The organism is Falsiroseomonas oleicola, assembly GCF_019029495.1.
Lineage (GTDB): Bacteria > Pseudomonadota > Alphaproteobacteria > Acetobacterales > Acetobacteraceae > Falsiroseomonas > Falsiroseomonas oleicola.
In genome coordinates, this window is sequence record NZ_JAERQM010000009.1 from 41,983 (window position 1) to 59,115 (window position 17,133).

Sequence of the window (17,133 nt, forward strand, 5' to 3'; positions counted from 1 at the left end):
CCCTGTGCCCCGAGGTTTCACGCGGCGCCCCGCCGCGCGGTTTCAATGCGGCGCGAAACTGCGCCAGACGTCTGGAGAGTGAAAGAAGATGCTGCGACGCCATCTGTTGACCGGCGCCGGTGCGGCGCTCGGCGCTTCCACCCTGGGTGCCCCCGCCTTCGGCCAGGGCACCCCCGCCGCGGCGCGGGTGCTGAAGTTCATCCCCCAGGCCGACCTGGCGGTGACCGACCCGATCGTCACCACCGCCTATGTCACCCGCAACCATGCCTATCTGATCTGGGACACGCTGTACGGCTTCGATGCCGACTACAAGGCGCAGCCGCAGATGGCGCAGGGCCACTCGGTGGAGGATGACGGCAAGCGCGTCACCATCACGCTGCGCGAGGGGCTGAAATGGCATGACGGCACGGCAGTGACGGCGAAGGACTGCGTCGCCTCCATCCGCCGCTGGGCGGCGCGCGACGCGCTGGGCCAGGTGCTGATGGCGCAGACGGATGAGCTGGCGGCGCCGGATGACAAGACCATCCTGTTCCGCCTGAAGAAGCCCTTCCCCCTTCTGTTCGAGGCACTGGGCAAGCCCTCCACCCCCGTCGCCTTCATGATGCCGGAGCGCCTGGCCAGCCAATCCCCCACCACGCCGATCACCGGCGACCTGATCGGCAGCGGGCCGTTCAAGTTCGTGGCCGGGGAGCGCGTGCCGGGCGCCCGCGTGGTCTATGAGCGCTTCGCCGACTACGTGCCGCGCCCCGAGGGCACGGCGAGCTGGACCGCCGGGCCGAAACTGGCAAAATTCGACCGCGTGGAATGGCACGTGACGCCGGATGCCGCGACCGCCGCGGCGGCGCTGCAGAATGGCGAGATGGATTGGTGGGAACAGCCGACCGGGGACCTGCAGCCGCTGCTGCGCCGCAACCGCAATGTCGTGCTGGAGATTCCGGACCCGACCGGGCTGATGGCGATCGCCCGCTTCAACCACCTGCACGCGCCCTTCGACAAGCCGGCGGTGCGCCGCGCGCTGCTCGGCGCCATCAACCAGGCGGATTTCATGACCGCGGTGATCGGCACCGACCGCAGCCTGTGGCGCGAGGGCATCGGCTTCTTCCCGCCGGGCACGCCGCTGGCCTCCGATGCCGGGCTGGGCGCCATCACCAGCCCGCGGGACATGGACAAGGTGAAAGCCGAACTGGCCGCCGCCGGCTATAATGGGGAGAAGGTGACGCTGATCGCGGCGTCGGACTTCCCCTCGCTGAACGCGCTGGCGCAGGTCACCAACGACATGCTGCGGCGCGCCGGGATGAATGTGGACTATGTCTCCACCGACTGGGGCACCGTGGTGCAGCGGCGGGCGAGTCGGGAGCCGGGGGAGCGTGGCGGGTGGAGCATGTTCTGCACCTTCTGGTCCGGCCTCGACATGTTCAATCCGGGCGTTCACCAGAGCCTGCGCGGCCATGGCCAGCAGGCCTGGTTCGGCTGGCCGACCATCCCGAAGATCGAGGAACTGCGCGTCGCCTGGTTCGAGGCGCCGGACCTCGCCGCGCAGCAGGCCATCGGCCGGCAGATCCAGGAAGTCGCCTTCCAGGAAGTGCCCTATCTGCCGCTCGGCCAGTACTTCCAGGCGACGGCGTATCGGCGCGACCTGACCGGCGTGCTGAAGGGCCTGCCGCTGTTCTGGAACGTGCAGCGCGGCTGATGCGAGGGCGGGGAGGGGCGCTGCGGTGCTCCTCCCATTCGGTTACGGCTTGCAGGATGCGGCCAGGGCTGGTCTGATCCGTTCTCGGGAAGGCTTGAACGGGAGACTGGTATGCTTCGCAGGGACCTGCTGAGGACGGGCGCAGCTATTGGCGGTGCAGCCGCACTGCCAAGCTTCGCCATCGCGCAGCCGGCGCAGAATCGCGTGTTGAAGATGGTGCCGCAGGCGAATCTGACGAGCCTGGACCCGGTCTGGACCACGGCGAATATCACCCGCAACCACGGGCACATGATCTATGACACGCTGTATGGGCTGGACGCGCAGTTCCGCCCGCAGCCGCAGATGGCCGCGGGCCATGTGTCTGAGGATGGCGGGCGCCGCATCATCATCACGCTGCGCGACGGGCTGAAGTTCCACGACGGCACGCCGGTCCTGGCCAAGGATGCCGTGGCCAGCGTCTCCCGCTGGATGAAGCGCAACCCCTTCGGCCAGAAGCTGGCCTCGCTGACGGATTCGCTGACGGCGCTGGACGACAAGCGACTGCAGTTCAACCTGAAGCGGCCCTTTCCGCTGCTGTTCGCCGCCCTCGGCCAGGTCTCCAACAGCCCGGCCTTCATCATGCCGGAACGCCTCGCCAGCACGGATGCCTTCACCCAGATCCGCGAGGCCGTGGGCAGCGGGCCGTTCCGCTTCAAGGCGGATGAATACAATTCCGGCTCGATGGTCGTGTACACCCGCAACGCCGACTACGTGCCGGTCTCCACCGGCACGCCGAGCCTGACGGCGGGGCCGAAGATCGTGAATTTCGATCGCGTCGAATGGCACATCATCACCGATGCCGCGACCGCCGCCGCCGCGATCCAGACCGGCGAGATCGACTGGTATGAGCAGCCGCCGCCGGAGATCCAGCAGCTTCTGCGCCGCAACCGCAATGTGAAGATCGAGGCGATCGACCCGCTGCCGCTGACCGGCATCCTGCGCTTCAATCACCTGCACGCGCCCTTCAACAACAAGAAGATGCGCCAGGCGATGCTGCCGGCGATCAGCCAGTCCGACTTCATGCAGGCCATCGTCGGCACCGACCCGGCCAATTTCAACGCGGCCACCGGCTTCTTCACGCCGGGCACGCCGATGGCGAACGACGCGGCGATGGCGGCGCTGACCGGGCCGCGCAGCATCGACCGGGCCAAGGCCCTGATGCAGGAGGCCGGCTACGCCAACGAGTCGATGCGCCTGATCGGCCCGACCGATATCCTCGCCCCCTCGGCGATGACGCAGGTGGGTGCGGATCTGGTGCGCCGGATGGGCTTCAACGCCGACATCGTGCTGACCGACTGGGGCACCACGGTGCAGCGCCGCACATCGCGGGAGCCGGTTTCCGCCGGCGGCTGGAGCATGCTGTTCACCGCCTTCTCCTCCTTCGACTTCGCCAACCCCGCGGCGCATTTCCCGCTGCGCGGCAATGGCGCCGGCGCCTGGTTCGGCTGGCCGAGCATCCCGAAGCTGGAGGAGTTGCGCGACGCCTGGTTCGAGGCGCCGGATGTCGCCGCCGAACAGCGCCTGGGGCGCGAGATGCAGGAGGTGGCGATGGATGAACTGCCCTACATTCCGGTCGGCGCCTACCTTTCGCTGACGGCGCTGCGCAGCAACCTCTCGGGCCGCGTGCCCGGCCTTGCGCTGTACTGGGGCATCAAGCGCGACTGATATCCCGACCCAGAAGATCCACCGGTCGGTCCGTGGCGTCATTTGCATCCCGAAGTGGGACGGTGTCCGGCAACTTGCCGATGCAACCTGCATCGGCGGTTTGGCCCCGGCCAGGCTGAAGAATCCGCGACCGGCCGTCAGCCGCCGATCTCATGGGTCAGCCGCTGGGGCTGGGGCAACACATAACCAAAAGGGGACTTCATCAATGATCGGCAGGCGTGGACTTATGGCGGCTTCGGCCGCGGCGGTGGCGGCCCCCAGCGTGGTTTCGGCGCAGGGTGGGGCGCAGCGCAGCCTGCGGGTGATTCCCCAGGCGAACCTGACTTCGGTCGACCCGGTCTGGACCACCGCGGTGGTAACCCGCAACCACGCCTTCATGATCTACGACCAGCTCTGCGCGCAGGACAGCAGCGGCGCGATCAAGCCGCAGATGGTGGAAGGCTGGACCGTCGCCGACGACCAGCTCACCTGGACCTTCACCCTGCGCGAAGGCCTCGCCTTCCATGATGGGGAGAAGGTGCTGGCGAAGGATGCCGTCGCCTCCATCAAGCGCTGGGCGCGGCGCGATCCCTTCATGCAGGTCCTCAGCGCCGGAGTCGCGGAGGTGGAGGCGATGGATGACCGCCGCTTCCGCTTCCGCCTGCACCGGCCGGTGCCGTTGCTGACCATGGCGCTCGGCCAGACGCAGTTCCCCTGCTTCATCATGCCGGAACGCATCGCCAGCACGGACGCCTTCACCCAGATCCGGGAGACGGTGGGCAGCGGCCCGTTCAAATTCGTCCCCGGCGAATGGAACCCCGGCCAGCGCGCCGTCTGGGCGAAGAACGAAGCCTATGTGCCGCGGCAGGAGGCGGTGGATGGCCTGGCCGGCGGCCGCCGTCCGAATATCGACCGCGTCGAATGGACCATCATCACCGACCCGGCGACCAGCGCGAATGCGATGATGCAGGGCGAGCAGGACTACTGGGAATATCCGCTGCACGACCTGCTGCCGCTGATGCGGCGGAACCGGGAGATGGTGGTGCAGCAGCGGTTGCTGGACGGCACCTACGGTGTCTGCCGCTTCAACACCCTGCAGCCGCCCTTCAACAATCCCGCCATCCGACGTGCGGTGGCCATGGCGGTGGACCAGCGCGACTACCTCCGCTCCGTCGCCGGCAATGACCCGGATGGCTGGGGCGTCTGCGAGGGCGTCTTCACCTGCGGCACGGCGCTGGCCAATGAGAGTGGCAGCGAGGTGCTGAAGACCCGGAACATCGAGCGTGCCAAGGCCGCGCTGGCCGCCGCCGGCTACAATGGCGAGAAGGTGGTGCTGATCGCGCCGGGCGACTATCCGCAGATCAATGCGCTGTCGCTGGTGACCGCCGATATCCTGACGCGCATGGGCATGAACCTGGAGGTGATCTCCACTGACTGGGGCACGCTGGTGCAGCGCCGCGCCAGCAAGGAGCCTGTGGAGCGTGGTGGCTGGAGCATCATCCACACCACCTCCTCCGGCCAGTCTCTGGCCCTGCCGGTCTACCACCTGTTCCTGCGGGCCAATGCGGCGAATGCCTGGTTCGGCTGGCCGGATGAGCCGGAGATCGAGCGCCTGCGCGGGGAATGGGTGCAGACCGGTGACCCGGCCGAAAGCCGGCGGATCGCGGAGCAGTTGAACGCCAAGGCGATGGAGTCGATGTACTACATCCCGCTCGGCTTCTACTGGCAGCCGAGTGCCTGGCGCCGCAACGTCACCGGCGTGTTCCGCGCGCCGGCCACGGTGTTCTGGAACATCGGCAAGGCGTGATCCCATGATGCAGACGACCAGGCGTGGCGTACTGGGGGCGGCAGGTGCGGCGCTGGTCGCGCCCCGCCTGGCGTCGGCACAGGCGGCAAGCACGCTGCGCTTCGTGCCGCAGGCCAATCTCTCCAACATCGATCCCGTCTGGTCGACCGCCGTCGTGGTGCGCAACCACGGGCTGATGATCTACGACACGCTGTACGGCCTCGGCGCCGATTTCCAGCCGAAGCCGCAGATGGCGGCGGGGCATGAGATCAGCGACGAGGGGCGGCGCTGGACCATCACGCTGCGGCCAGGGCTGCGCTTCCATGACGGCACGCCGGTGCTGGCGCGGGATTGCGTCGCCTCCATCGCCCGCTGGGCTAAGCGGGATGTGCTGGGGCAACGGCTGGACGGGTTGCTGGAGGGGATGCGCGCGATCGACGATACGCGCTTCGAAATCCGCATGAAGAAGGCCTGGCCGGGGCTGGCCTTCGCCCTGGGGAAACCCTCGGCGAATATCTGTGCCATCATGCCGGAACGGGTGGCACAGACCGATCCCTTCCAGCAGATTCAGGATTTCACGGGCAGCGGGCCGTTCCGCTTCCTGCGCGACGAATTCCGCTCCGGCGACCGCATCGTCTATGCGAAGTTCGATGGCTACACCTCACGCGATGAGCCGACCGACTTCATGGCGGGCGGCAAGCCCGTGCATTTCAACAGGGTCGAATGGCATGTGATGCCGGACCCCTCCACCGCCGCCGCGGCCCTGCAGAACAACGAGGTCGACTGGTGGGAAACGCCGCTGTCGGACCTGCTGCCGCTGCTGCGCCGCAACCGGGACATCGCGGTGGAGATGGTCAGCGCCGCCGGCAATCTGGGCGTGCTGCGCTTCAACTTCCTGCATCCGCCCTTCGACAATCCCGCGGTGCGCCGCGCCATCCTGCCGGCGCTCGACCAGCGCGCCTTCATGGATGCGGCGATCGGCACGGATCCGGAGATGTCGCATGTGCCGGCCGGTGCCTTCACACCGGGCATGCCGCTGGCGAATGAGGCAGGGTTGGAGGTGCTGTCGGGTCCGCGCGACCTGGCGGCGGCGCAGCGCGCGCTGCGCGACTCGGGCTATGCGGGGCAGCGCGTGGCGATGCTCTCGGGCACCGATATCCCGATCCTGCAGAACCTGTCCGTGGTGGCGGCGGATCTGCTGCGGCGCATCGGCTTCAATGTCGATCTGCAATCGATGGACTGGGGCACGCATATCCAGCGCCGCACGAATCGCGGCCCGGTGGACCAGGGCGGCTGGAGCGCCTTCTGCACGACCTGGGAGGGCTTCGACGTCTCCGTCCCCGGCAGCCATCAGCCGATTCGCGGTCATGGCAGCGCCGCCTGGGCCGGCTGGCCGACGATTCCCCGGCTGGAGGAGCTGCGGGAGGCCTGGTTCGAGGCACCCGACCTCGCCGCCGAACGCCGGATCGCGGAGGAGATGCAGCGGGTGGTGTGGCAGGAGGTGCCGTTCATCCCGCTCGGCCAGGTGCGACCGCGCATGGCCTTCCGCCGCAGCCTGACCGGGGTGGTGAAGGGCGGCCCGGCGCTGTTCTGGGGCGTCCGCCGCGCCTGATCCCGCATGGCATCACAGCCTTGCCAGGAATGGCACGGGATGTGCACCGCAACCTCCGCAGGTGCGCAGTCCGGGGGAGAACCGCTCGGGGACGCTGGCGTGCCGCACAGGGATAAGGCAGTCTGCCCGTAATTGGGGCGGCTGGGGGCAAGGGAATTCGAAAAATGGATCGCAGGTCGTTTCTCAAGGCCGGTGCCGTGGCGGTTTCGGGGGGCTATGCCGCCCCGGCGCTCTCGCAGGGCGCCAATGCGCGGACGCTGCGCTTCGTGCCGCAGGCCAATCTGGCCAATTTCGACCCGATCTGGGGCACGCAATATGTCGTGCGCAACGCCTCCGCCATGGTGTGGGACACGCTGTATGGCGTGAACGACAAGCTGGAGCCGCTGCCGCAGATGGTGGAGGGGGAGACGGTCTCCTCCGATGGTCTCACCTGGACCTTCAAGCTGCGCGCCGGGCTGCGCTTCCATGACGGCACGCCGGTCCTGGCCAAGGACGTGGTCGCCTCCATCGCCCGCTGGGCGCCGCGCGACCCGATGGGCCAGATGGTGCGCGCCATCCAGAAGGAGCTGGTGGCGGTCGACGACACCACCTTCCGCTGGGTGCTGGGCAGCCCCTATCCGAAGCTGAAATACGCGCTCGGCAAGACCAACACGCCGATCTGCTTCATCATGCCGGAGCGGATCGCCACCAAGTTCGACAGCTTCACCCAGATCGACGAATATGTCGGCTCCGGCCCGATGCGCTTCATCCGCAACGAATGGGTGCCCGGCGCCTCCGCCGTCTTCCAGAAGTTCGACCAGTATGTGCCGCGGCAGGGTGCGCCGAGCTGGCTCTCGGGCGGCAAGGTGATGGGTGTCGATCGCGTCGAATGGGTGGTGATGCCGGACCCGGCGACCGCCGCCGCCGCGCTTCAGAACGGCGAAGTGGATTGGTGGGAGAACCCGATCACCGACCTGGTGCCGCTGATGCGCCGCAACCGGAATATCCGCCTGGATATCGCCGATCCGCTGGGCAATATCGGCAGCTTCCGCATGAACCACCTGCATGCGCCCTTCAATTCCAAGAAGATCCGCCAGGCGGTTCTCGCGGCGATGAGCCAGGAAGACTACATGCGCGCGCTCGTCGGCACGGATGATGCGCTGTGGAAGCCGCTGCCGGGCTTCTTCACACCGGGCACGCCAGCCTATACGGAAGCGGGCGGCGACATCCTGAAGGGTCCGCGCAACATGGACCTGGCCAAGCGCCTGTTGCAGGAAGGCGGCTACAACAACGAGCCGGTGATCTGCATCGTGGCGCAGGACCAGCCGATCACGAAGGCGCAGGGCGACATCACGGCGGACCTGCTGAAGCGCATGGGCATGAATGTCGATTTCGTCGCGACCGACTGGGGCACCACCGGCCAGCGGCGCGCCATGAAGAACCCGCCGGCGAATGGCGGCTGGAGCATGTTCCACACCTGGCACGCGGGCGCGGATTGCGTGAACCCGGCCGCCTACAATGCCGTGCGCGGCACTGGTCAGAATGCCTGGTTCGGCTGGCCCGAATCGAAGGGCGTCGAGGACGGGGTGGCGGAATGGTTCTCCGCCGCCGATGCCGCGGCCGAGAAGGTGGCGATGGACAAGATCAACACCTCCGCAATCGACGACGTGGTCTATGCGCCGACCGGCTTCTTCCTGGGCTATACCGCCTGGCGCGCCAATGTCTCCGGCATCCAGAAGGGCCCGCTGCCCTTCTTCTGGGGTGTCAACAAGGCCTGATGACCGGCCGCGTCCGGACCAGCCGAAAGGCTGGTCCGGACGCCCTGATGAACCGAAAGGTCTGATAAGCGGATGTTCGCCTATATTGTCCGAAGAGTACTCGCCACCATCCCGGTGATGGCGATCGTCGCGCTGTTCGTCTTCTCGCTTCTGTATATCGCGCCGGGCGATCCGGCCGCGGTGATTGCGGGAGACCAGGCCACGCCGGACGATGTGGAGCGCATCCGCGCCAGCCTCGGCCTCGACCGTCCCTATCTGGTGCGGTTCGGGGCCTGGGTCTGGGATATTGCGCGCGGTGACCTTGGCGTTTCGATCTTCACCAACCTGCCGGTCAGCACCATGATTCAGCAGCGCATCGAGCCCACGCTGTCTTTGATGATCGTCACGCTGATCCTGGCCATCACCGTCGCCGTGCCGATGGGCGTCGTGGCGGCCTGGCGGCAGGGCACCACCATCGACCGCGCGGTCATGGCCTTCGCGGTGCTCGGCTTCTCCGTGCCCGTCTTCGTCGTCGGCTATATGCTGGCCTATATCTTCGCGCTGGAACTCGATTGGCTGCCGGTCCAGGGCTACACGCCCTTCTCCCGCGGCTTCTGGCCGTGGCTGCAGAACCTGATCCTGCCCGCCATCGCGCTCGGCTCCGTCTATATCGCGCTGATCGCCCGCATCACCCGCGCCACGATGCTGGAGGTGCTGCAGCAGGACTATATCCGTACCGCCAAGGCCAAGGGGCTTGGGCAGCGGGCCATCCTGTTCGTGCATGCGCTGAAGAACGCGGCGGTGCCGATCATCACCATCATCGGCATCGGCCTGGCCGGGCTGATCGGTGGCGCGGTGGTGACGGAGAGCGTCTTCGCCATCCCGGGCCTTGGTCGCCTGACGGTGGATGCCATCCTGCGGCGCGACTACCCGGTCATTCAGGGCGTCGTGCTGCTGTTCAGCTTCGTCTATGTGCTGGTCAACCTTGCCATCGACCTGGCCTACACCCTGTTCGACCCGAGGATCCGGTATTGAGCACCACAACTTTGCCACCCGGCGTGAACGCCGCGGTGCCGATGCAGGACATCATGCCGCCGGTGCGCGCGCGTGGTGGCGCCCTTGGCTTCCTGCGCCGCAACCCGACCATCGCGATCGGCGGACTGCTGGTCTTGCTGATGATCTTCGTTGCCGTCTTCGCGCCCTTCCTCTTCACGCGCGACCCGACGTCGCTGGCGCCGGCGCTGCGCACGCGGGAGCCTTCGGCGCAGTTCTGGTTCGGCAGCGACATGCTGGGGCGGGACATCTATTCGCGTGTGCTGTATGGCGCCCGCGTCTCGCTGACGGTGGGCTTCGCGGTCGCGATCTGCGCCTCCGCCATCGGGCTGTTCATCGGCCTGATTTCCGGCTTCATCCGGGTGGCGGACAGCATCATCATGCGGATCATGGATGGCATCATGTCCATCCCCTCGATCCTGCTGGCGATCGCGCTGATGGCGCTGACCCGCGGCAGCGTCGGCAATGTGATCCTGGCGATCACGGTGGCCGAAGTACCGCGCGTCGCCCGCCTGGTGCGCGGCGTGGTGCTCAGCCTGCGAGAGCAGCCCTATGTCGATGCGGCCGTCGCCTCAGGCACGCGCACGCCGGTGATCATCATCCGCCACATCCTGCCGAATACGCTGGCGCCGATGACCGTGCAGGCCACCTATATCTGCGCCAGCGCCATGATCACGGAGGCGATCCTGTCCTTCATCGGCGCCGGCACGCCGCCCATCATCCCGTCCTGGGGCAACATCATGGCCGAGGGCCGCGCGCTCTGGCAGGTGAAGCCCTACATCGTCTTCTTCCCGGCGCTGTTCCTGTCCATCACCGTGCTGGCCGTGAACCTGCTGGGTGACGGGCTGCGCGATGCGCTCGACCCGCGCATGGCCAAGAGGCTCTAACCGACATGGCACTTCTCGAAGTCGATGCGCTGCAGACGCATTTCCGCACGCCCGACGGCATCAACCGCGCCGTCGATGGCGTCTCCTTCCATGTGAATGCCGGTGAGACGCTGGCCATCGTGGGGGAGAGCGGCTGCGGCAAGTCCGTGACCGCCATGTCCATCCTGCGGCTGATCCCGGAGCCGCCCGGCAAGATCGCCGGTGCCATCCGCTTCAACGGCAAGAACCTGCTGGAAGCGACCGACAAGGAGATGCGGGCGATCCGCGGCAACGAGATCAGCATGATCTTCCAGGAGCCGATGACCAGCCTGAACCCGGTGCTGACCGTGGGCCGCCAGATCGGCGAGACGCTGCGCCTGCACCAGGGCCTGTCCGCCCAGGCGGCCGAGGATCGGGCGGTGGAGATGCTGAACCTGGTCGGCATCCCGGAAGCCAAGCGGCGCGTGCGCGAATATCCGCACCAGCTTTCGGGCGGCATGCGCCAGCGCGTGATGATCGCCATCGCGCTGGCCTGCAATCCGAAGCTGCTGATCGCGGATGAGCCGACCACGGCGCTCGACGTGACCATCCAGGCGCAGATCCTGGACCTGATGCGCGACCTGAAGCACCGCGTCGGCGCTGCCATCGTCCTCATCACCCACGACCTCGGCGTGGTGGCGGAGGTCGCGGAGCGGGTGGTGGTGATGTATGCGGGCAAGAAGGTGGAGGAGGCGCCGGTGCATGCGCTGTTCAACCGCCCGCGTCACCCCTACACGCAGGGCCTGCTCGGCTCCGTGCCGAAGCTGGGCTCCTCCCTGACCGGGGAGGCGACGCGGCTGGCGGAGATCCCCGGCCTGGTGCCGAGCCTGAAGCAGAAGATCCCCGGCTGCGTCTTCGCCAGCCGCTGCCCGCACGCCACCGACCTCTGCACCGCCATCGCCCCGGCGCTGGAGGAGAAGGCCCCGGGCCATGTCGCCGCCTGTCATTATGCCTTGCGTGAAGGGGCACTCGCCGCATGAGCACTGCCCCTCTGTTGCAGGTCAACGACCTGAAGAAGCACTTCCCGATCCATGGCGGGTTCTTCGGCGGCGTCACCGCCAAGGTCTATGCGGTGGACGGCATCTCCTTCGACATCGCGAAGGGGGAGACGCTGTCGCTGGTCGGCGAATCGGGCTGCGGCAAGTCCACCGTCGGCAAGGCGCTGCTGCGGCTGTTCCCGCTGACCGACGGCCAGGTGATCCTGGGCGGCACCCGTATCGACGACATGCCGAGCAGCACCTTGCGGCCGATGCGGCGGCGAATGCAGGTGGTCTTCCAGGACCCCTTCAGCTCGCTCAACCCGCGCATGCGGGTGCGGGACATCCTGGCCGAGCCGATCCGCAATTTCGGCCTCTCCAACAGCTCCGCCGATCTGGAGGCGCGGCTGGTCGCGCTGATGGACAAGGTCCGGCTGCCGAAGGATGCGATCAATCGCTGGCCGCATGAATTCTCCGGCGGGCAGCGGCAGCGCATCGGCATCGCCCGGGCGCTGGCGGGCGAGCCGGATTTGATCATCTGCGACGAGGCGGTCTCCGCCCTCGACGTCTCGGTGAAGGCGCAGATCGTCAACCTGCTGCAGGACCTGCAGAAGGAACTCGGCCTGGCGATGCTGTTCATCAGCCACGACCTGGCGATCGTCGAGCACATGACGCACCGCGTCGCCGTGATGTATCTGGGCAAGATCGTGGAGGTGGCGCCGCGGCGCAGCCTGTTCGGTGCGCCGAAGCACCCCTACACGGAGGCGCTGCTCTCAGCCGTGCCGCAGCCGACGCCGGGCATCCAGCGCCAGCGGGTGATTCTCAAGGGCGACGTGCCCAGCCCGATCAACCCGCCCAAGGGTTGCCGCTTCCACACCCGCTGCCCCTATGCCTTCGACCGCTGCCGGGTGGAGGAGCCTGTGCTGCGGCCGATTGCGGATGCGATGGGGGAGGGGCATGTCAGCGCCTGCCACCTGCATGACCGTTCGGCGGCGGAAAATCCGCTCTCGGGGGCCAAGGGCGCGGCGCTTCTCGCCGTCGGCTGACGGTTTCGCCATCGCCACGCTTGACGAGGCGCGGTGCCGGGACGACTCTCCCCCCATCAGGGCGGCCACCCCAATCGGTGGCCGCAGAGGCCAAATCTGGGGGAGAGGCGCGATGCCGCAGGTGACACTGACGGTCAACGACACGAAACACACGGTGGAGGTCGAGGCCCGCACCCTGCTGGTGGAGACACTGCGGGAACAGCTTCGTCTCACCGGCACCCATGTCGGCTGCGATACCAGCCAGTGCGGCGCCTGCGTCGTCCATATGGGCGGGGACAGCGTGAAGTCCTGTACCATCCTGTCCGTGCAATGCGACGGCAGCGACATCACCACCATCGAGGGCCTGGCGGCCGCCGACGGCACGCTGCATCCGATGCAGGAAGCCTTCCGGGAATACCATGCGCTTCAGTGCGGCTTCTGCACCCCCGGCATGGTCATGTCCGCCATCGACCTGGTGAACAAGCATCCCGACGGCATGTCCGAGAAGGAGATCCGGGAGGGGCTGGAGGGCAATCTCTGCCGCTGCACCGGCTACCACAACATCGTGAAGGCGATCGCCGCCGCACAGGATGTGATGCAGGGCCGCGTGCCGGAACTGGTGCGCGCCGCCGCCGAATAGGCCGGGACTCCGGTTGGGTGCTCCGCGGACCTAGCCCCCCGATAGAGGGGGCACCGCGGCGGGCCAGCCTGTTGCAACGCGACGGGGAGGAATCAAGCAATGAACGTGGTGACGCCCTTCGAGGGCATCGGCGCCAGCCTGCGCCGCAAGGAGGATTTCCGGTTCCTGATGGGCCGAGGGCAGTATGTGGATGACCTCAACCGGCCAGGCCAGACCCATGCCGTGATGCTGCGCAGCCCGCATGCCCATGCGACCATCGACCGCATCGACACCGCCGCTGCCAAGGCGATGCCGGGGGTCAAGGCGATCTTCGTGGGGGAGGACATGGCGGCCGAATCCATCGGCGGCATCCCCTGCGGCTGGCAGATCCACAGCAAGGACGGCTCCCCGATGGCGGAGCCGATGCATCCGGCTTTGGCGCTGGGCAAGGTGCGCCATGTCGGCGACCCGGTGGCGGTGGTGATCGCGGAGACGAAGGCCCAGGCGCGGGATGCGGCGGAAGCCATCATTGTCGACTACACGCCGCTGCCCGCCGTCTCCGGCACCGTGGCCGCGCTTCAGCCGGATGCGCCGCAGGTGCATGAGGCCGCGCCGGGCAACCTCTGCTACGACTGGCACATCGGTGACAAGGCGGCGCAGGAAGCCGCCTTCGCCCGCGCCGCGCGGGTGGTGACGTTCGAGACGACGAACAACCGCCTGGTGCCGAATGCGATGGAACCGCGCGCGGCCATCGGCGATTTCGACAGCTTTTCCGGCGACTACACCCTCTACACCACCAGCCAGAACCCGCATGTGATCCGGCTGCTGATGGGCGCCTTCGTGCTGCACATCCCCGAATCCAAGCTGCGCGTGGTGGCGCCCGATGTCGGCGGCGGCTTCGGCAGCAAGATCTACCACTATGCCGAGGAGGCCATCGTCACCTGGGCCGCCGGCAAGGTGAAGCGGCCGGTCAAATGGACCTGCGAGCGGTCTGAATCCTTCATGTCGGACGCCCATGGCCGCGACCATGTCTCCGCCGCTGAACTGGCACTGGATGCGGAGGGAAAAATCCTCGCGCTGAAGGTGCACACCCTGGCGAATATGGGCGCCTATCTCTCCACCTTCGCACCCTGCGTGCCGACCTATCTCTACGCCACGCTGCTGTCGGGCGTGTATGCCATGCCGGTGATCTATGCGGAGGTGAAGGCGGTCTTCACCAACACGGTCCCCGTCGATGCCTATCGCGGCGCCGGGAGGCCGGAGGCGACCTATCTGCTGGAACGGCTGATGGATGTGGCGGCCGCCGAGGCCGGGCTCGACAAGGTCGAGTTCCGCCGGCGCAACTTCATCCGGCCGGACCAGTTCCCCTACCAGACGCCGGTCGCCCTGCAATATGACAGCGGCGACTACCATTCGACGCTCGCGGCCTGCCTGGAGACGGCGGGCTGGGCGGGGTTCGAAGCCCGCAGGGCCGAGAGCAAATCTCGGAAGAAGCTGCGCGGCATTGGCATCTCCACCTATGTCGAGGCCTGCGGCATCGCGCCCTCCGCCGTCGTGGGCTCGCTCGGCGCGCGGGCGGGGCTCTATGAGGTCGGCACCATCCGCGTGCATCCGACCGGCAGTGTCACCGTGCTGACCGGCGCGCATAGCCATGGGCAGGGGCATGAGACCACCTTCGCCCAGTTGGTCGCCGACAAGCTCGGCGTGCCGACGGCGAATGTGGACATCGTGCATGGCGATACCGCCAAGGTGCCCTTCGGCATGGGCACCTATGGCAGCCGGTCGCTGGCCGTGGGCGGGTCCGCGATGGACAAGGCGATGGACAAGATCATCACCAAGGGCAAGCGCATCGCCGCCCATCTGATGGAAGCCAGCGTCGAGGATGTGGAGTTCGAGCGCGGCACCTTCCGGGTGGCCGGCACGGACAAGACCAAGTCCCTGACGGATATCAGCCTGGCCGCCTACGTCCCCCACAACTACCCGATCGATGAGATCGAGCCGGGGCTGGAAGAGACGGCCTTCTACGACCCGAAGAACTTCACCTATCCGGGCGGCTGCCATATCTGCGAGGTCGAGATCGACCCGGAGACGGGGCGAACGGAAGTGCTGAATTTCACGGCGGTGGACGATGTCGGCCGGGTCATCAACCCGATGATCGTCGAGGGCCAGGTGCAGGGCGGCGTCGCCCAGGGCATCGGCCAGGCGCTGCTGGAAGCGGCGATCTATGATGCCTCCGGGCAACTCGTCTCCGGCTCCTTCATGGATTACACCATGCCGAGGGCCGGCGACCTTCCGGATGTCGGCGTCGCCACCCATACCACGCTCTGCACCCACAACCCGCTCGGGGTGAAGGGGTGTGGCGAGGTGGGGGCCATCGGCTCGCCGCCGGCGGTGATGAATGCGGTGGTGGATGCCTTGCGTGACTATGGCGTGCGCCATGTGGAAATGCCGGCGACGCCGCAGAAGATCTGGGGCATCGTCAACAGCCACAGGCTCGCGGCGGAATAGAGAGGGGATTCGGGACCATGTATGATTTCGCCTACCACAAGCCCGCCTCGGTCGCGGATGCCGTGAAGATCCTGGCCTCCGACCCCGAAGCGCGTCCGATCTCGGGCGGCATGACCCTGCTGCCGGCGCTGAAGCTGCGGCTGAACAAGCCGACCGCCGTGGTCGACCTCTCCGGCATCGCCGAACTCCGCGGCGTGAAGCGGGAAGGCGACAAGCTGGTGATCGGCGCCCTGACCCGGCATTTCGAGGTGGCGACCTCGGCCGAGGTGAAGGCCGCCATCCCGGCGCTGGCCGCCATGGCGAACACCATCGGCGACACCCAGGTGCGCAATCGCGGCACCATGGGCGGCTCCGTCGCCAATAACGATCCCTCGGCCGATTATCCGGCGGCGCTGCTGGCGCTCGGGGCGACCATCCAGACCGACAAGCGCACGGTCCCGGCCGATGAATTCTTCAACGGCATGTTCACCACGGTGCTGGAGGTGGGGGAGCTGGTGACGGCGATCCACATCCCCATTCCGGAAAAGGCCGGCTACGCCAAGATGCGCAACCCGGCGAGCCGCTATTCCATGGCGGGCGTCTTCGTCGCCAAGGGCGCGGCGGGCGTGCGGGTCGCGGTGAATGGCGCCGGCGCCAATGGCGTGTTCCGCGAGAAGGCGATGGAAGCGGCGCTCGCCGCCAACTGGTCGCCGGATGCCGTGGCGGCGGTGAAGGTCGATGCCGGCCTGATGAATGGCGACATCCACGGCAGCGCCGAATACCGCGCCCATCTGGTGACGGTGATGGCCAAGCGCGCGGTGGTGGATGCCGGCTGAGACTCCGTCCCATGACGAACTGGTGGCGCGGCATGAACGCGCCACCGACGACATCCTGCATCTTCATCTGCGCAACCCGGCCAATACCGATGGCCGGCTGATCGTCACCTTCGCCACGCACAACACGGGCGCGCGCTACGCCTCGCTGGAGGCGGTCCATCGTTGGCTGCCGATGGATGTGCTGGCCTTCCGGGATCCCTCCAACGGCTACTACCTGTACCAGGATGGCGGCGCCCGTTTCGGGGCGCTGCTGCGTGAGCTGGTGCAGGGCTATGATCCCACGAAGATCCTGCTTTTCGGCTCATCCATGGGCGGCTATGCGGCGCTGCGTTGGGCGATCGAGCTGGGGGCGAGCTGCGTCGTCTCCAATCCGCAGGTCAACCTCGATTCGGCGGCGACCTTCGCCTGGTCCGATCTGCGCACCAATATCCTGCGCATTCCCCATCGCGTGAACCTGGATGAACTACCGCCCGGTCCACGCCAGGCGGCCTTGACGGTGCTGCACAGCCGCCATCCGATGGATCTGGACGCGATGCGCCGGCTGTTCGGCTTCTGGCTGACCGCGCCGGGCATGGCGTTGAACCTGGAACAGGCGGCGGAGGAGGCGCATGCCTATCTGATCCGCGACTTTCCACATTTCCGCCGGCTGGTGGAGACCACGCTGGCGCAGCGCAAGGCCCTGGTCGCCGTGCCACGCCGGCCCGCCACCGTCGCCGCGGCCTGA

General features: G+C 67.4%; 13 protein-coding genes. All 13 read left to right on the forward strand.

Translation table 11 applies throughout. The features are described from left to right. Positions 1-88 precede the first annotated feature (88 nt). The 13 genes from JJQ90_RS23560 (at position 89) to JJQ90_RS23620 (ending at position 17,133) form a co-directional block, all read left to right on the forward strand. Positions 89-1,690: an ABC transporter substrate-binding protein gene (locus JJQ90_RS23560; RefSeq protein ID WP_216878732.1), complete on the forward strand. Its 1,602-nt coding sequence runs from the start codon at positions 89-91 to the stop codon at positions 1,688-1,690. Positions 1,691-1,801: 111 nt separating this feature from the next. Continuing rightward, positions 1,802-3,394: an ABC transporter substrate-binding protein gene (locus JJQ90_RS23565; RefSeq protein ID WP_216878733.1), complete on the forward strand. Its 1,593-nt coding sequence runs from the start codon at positions 1,802-1,804 to the stop codon at positions 3,392-3,394. Between the two features lie 226 nt (positions 3,395-3,620). Beyond that, positions 3,621-5,180 (forward strand): ABC transporter substrate-binding protein, encoded by a 1,560-nt coding sequence (locus JJQ90_RS23570; protein ID WP_230410934.1) that lies wholly within the window; start codon positions 3,621-3,623, stop codon positions 5,178-5,180. 7 nt (positions 5,181-5,187) lie between these two features. Further along, a complete protein-coding gene (locus tag JJQ90_RS23575; RefSeq protein ID WP_216878843.1) occupies positions 5,188-6,771 on the forward strand; it encodes an ABC transporter substrate-binding protein in 1,584 nt (527 codons plus the stop codon). A 164-nt stretch (positions 6,772-6,935) separates the two neighbouring features. Then, complete coding sequence (locus JJQ90_RS23580; protein WP_216878735.1) at positions 6,936-8,528, forward strand: ABC transporter substrate-binding protein; 1,593 nt, start codon at positions 6,936-6,938, stop codon at positions 8,526-8,528. Between the two features lie 72 nt (positions 8,529-8,600). Further along, positions 8,601-9,542, forward strand: a complete 942-nt coding sequence (locus JJQ90_RS23585; RefSeq protein WP_216878736.1) for an ABC transporter permease — start codon at positions 8,601-8,603, stop codon at positions 9,540-9,542. Next, positions 9,539-10,447, forward strand: coding sequence for an ABC transporter permease (locus JJQ90_RS23590; RefSeq protein WP_457851895.1), 909 nt, complete (start codon positions 9,539-9,541; stop codon positions 10,445-10,447). Before JJQ90_RS23585 ends, JJQ90_RS23590 begins: the two co-directional genes overlap by 4 nt. Positions 10,448-10,452: 5 nt before the next feature. Next, a complete protein-coding gene (locus tag JJQ90_RS23595; protein ID WP_216878737.1) occupies positions 10,453-11,445 on the forward strand; it encodes an ABC transporter ATP-binding protein in 993 nt (330 codons plus the stop codon). Beyond that, a complete protein-coding gene (locus tag JJQ90_RS23600) occupies positions 11,442-12,488 on the forward strand; it encodes an ABC transporter ATP-binding protein (RefSeq protein WP_216878738.1) in 1,047 nt (348 codons plus the stop codon). Before JJQ90_RS23595 ends, JJQ90_RS23600 begins: the two co-directional genes overlap by 4 nt. A 112-nt stretch (positions 12,489-12,600) precedes the next feature. Next, positions 12,601-13,107, forward strand: coding sequence for a (2Fe-2S)-binding protein (locus tag JJQ90_RS23605; RefSeq protein ID WP_216878739.1), 507 nt, complete (start codon positions 12,601-12,603; stop codon positions 13,105-13,107). Positions 13,108-13,206: 99 nt separating this feature from the next. Then, positions 13,207-15,594, forward strand: coding sequence for a xanthine dehydrogenase family protein molybdopterin-binding subunit (locus JJQ90_RS23610; protein WP_216878740.1), 2,388 nt, complete (start codon positions 13,207-13,209; stop codon positions 15,592-15,594). 17 nt (positions 15,595-15,611) lie between these two features. Next, entirely contained in the window at positions 15,612-16,409 is a 798-nt protein-coding gene (locus JJQ90_RS23615; protein ID WP_216878741.1) for an FAD binding domain-containing protein, read from the forward strand. After that, a complete protein-coding gene (locus JJQ90_RS23620) occupies positions 16,399-17,133 on the forward strand; it encodes an alpha/beta hydrolase family protein (protein ID WP_216878742.1) in 735 nt (244 codons plus the stop codon). The genes JJQ90_RS23615 and JJQ90_RS23620 overlap by 11 nt, the downstream gene beginning before the upstream one ends.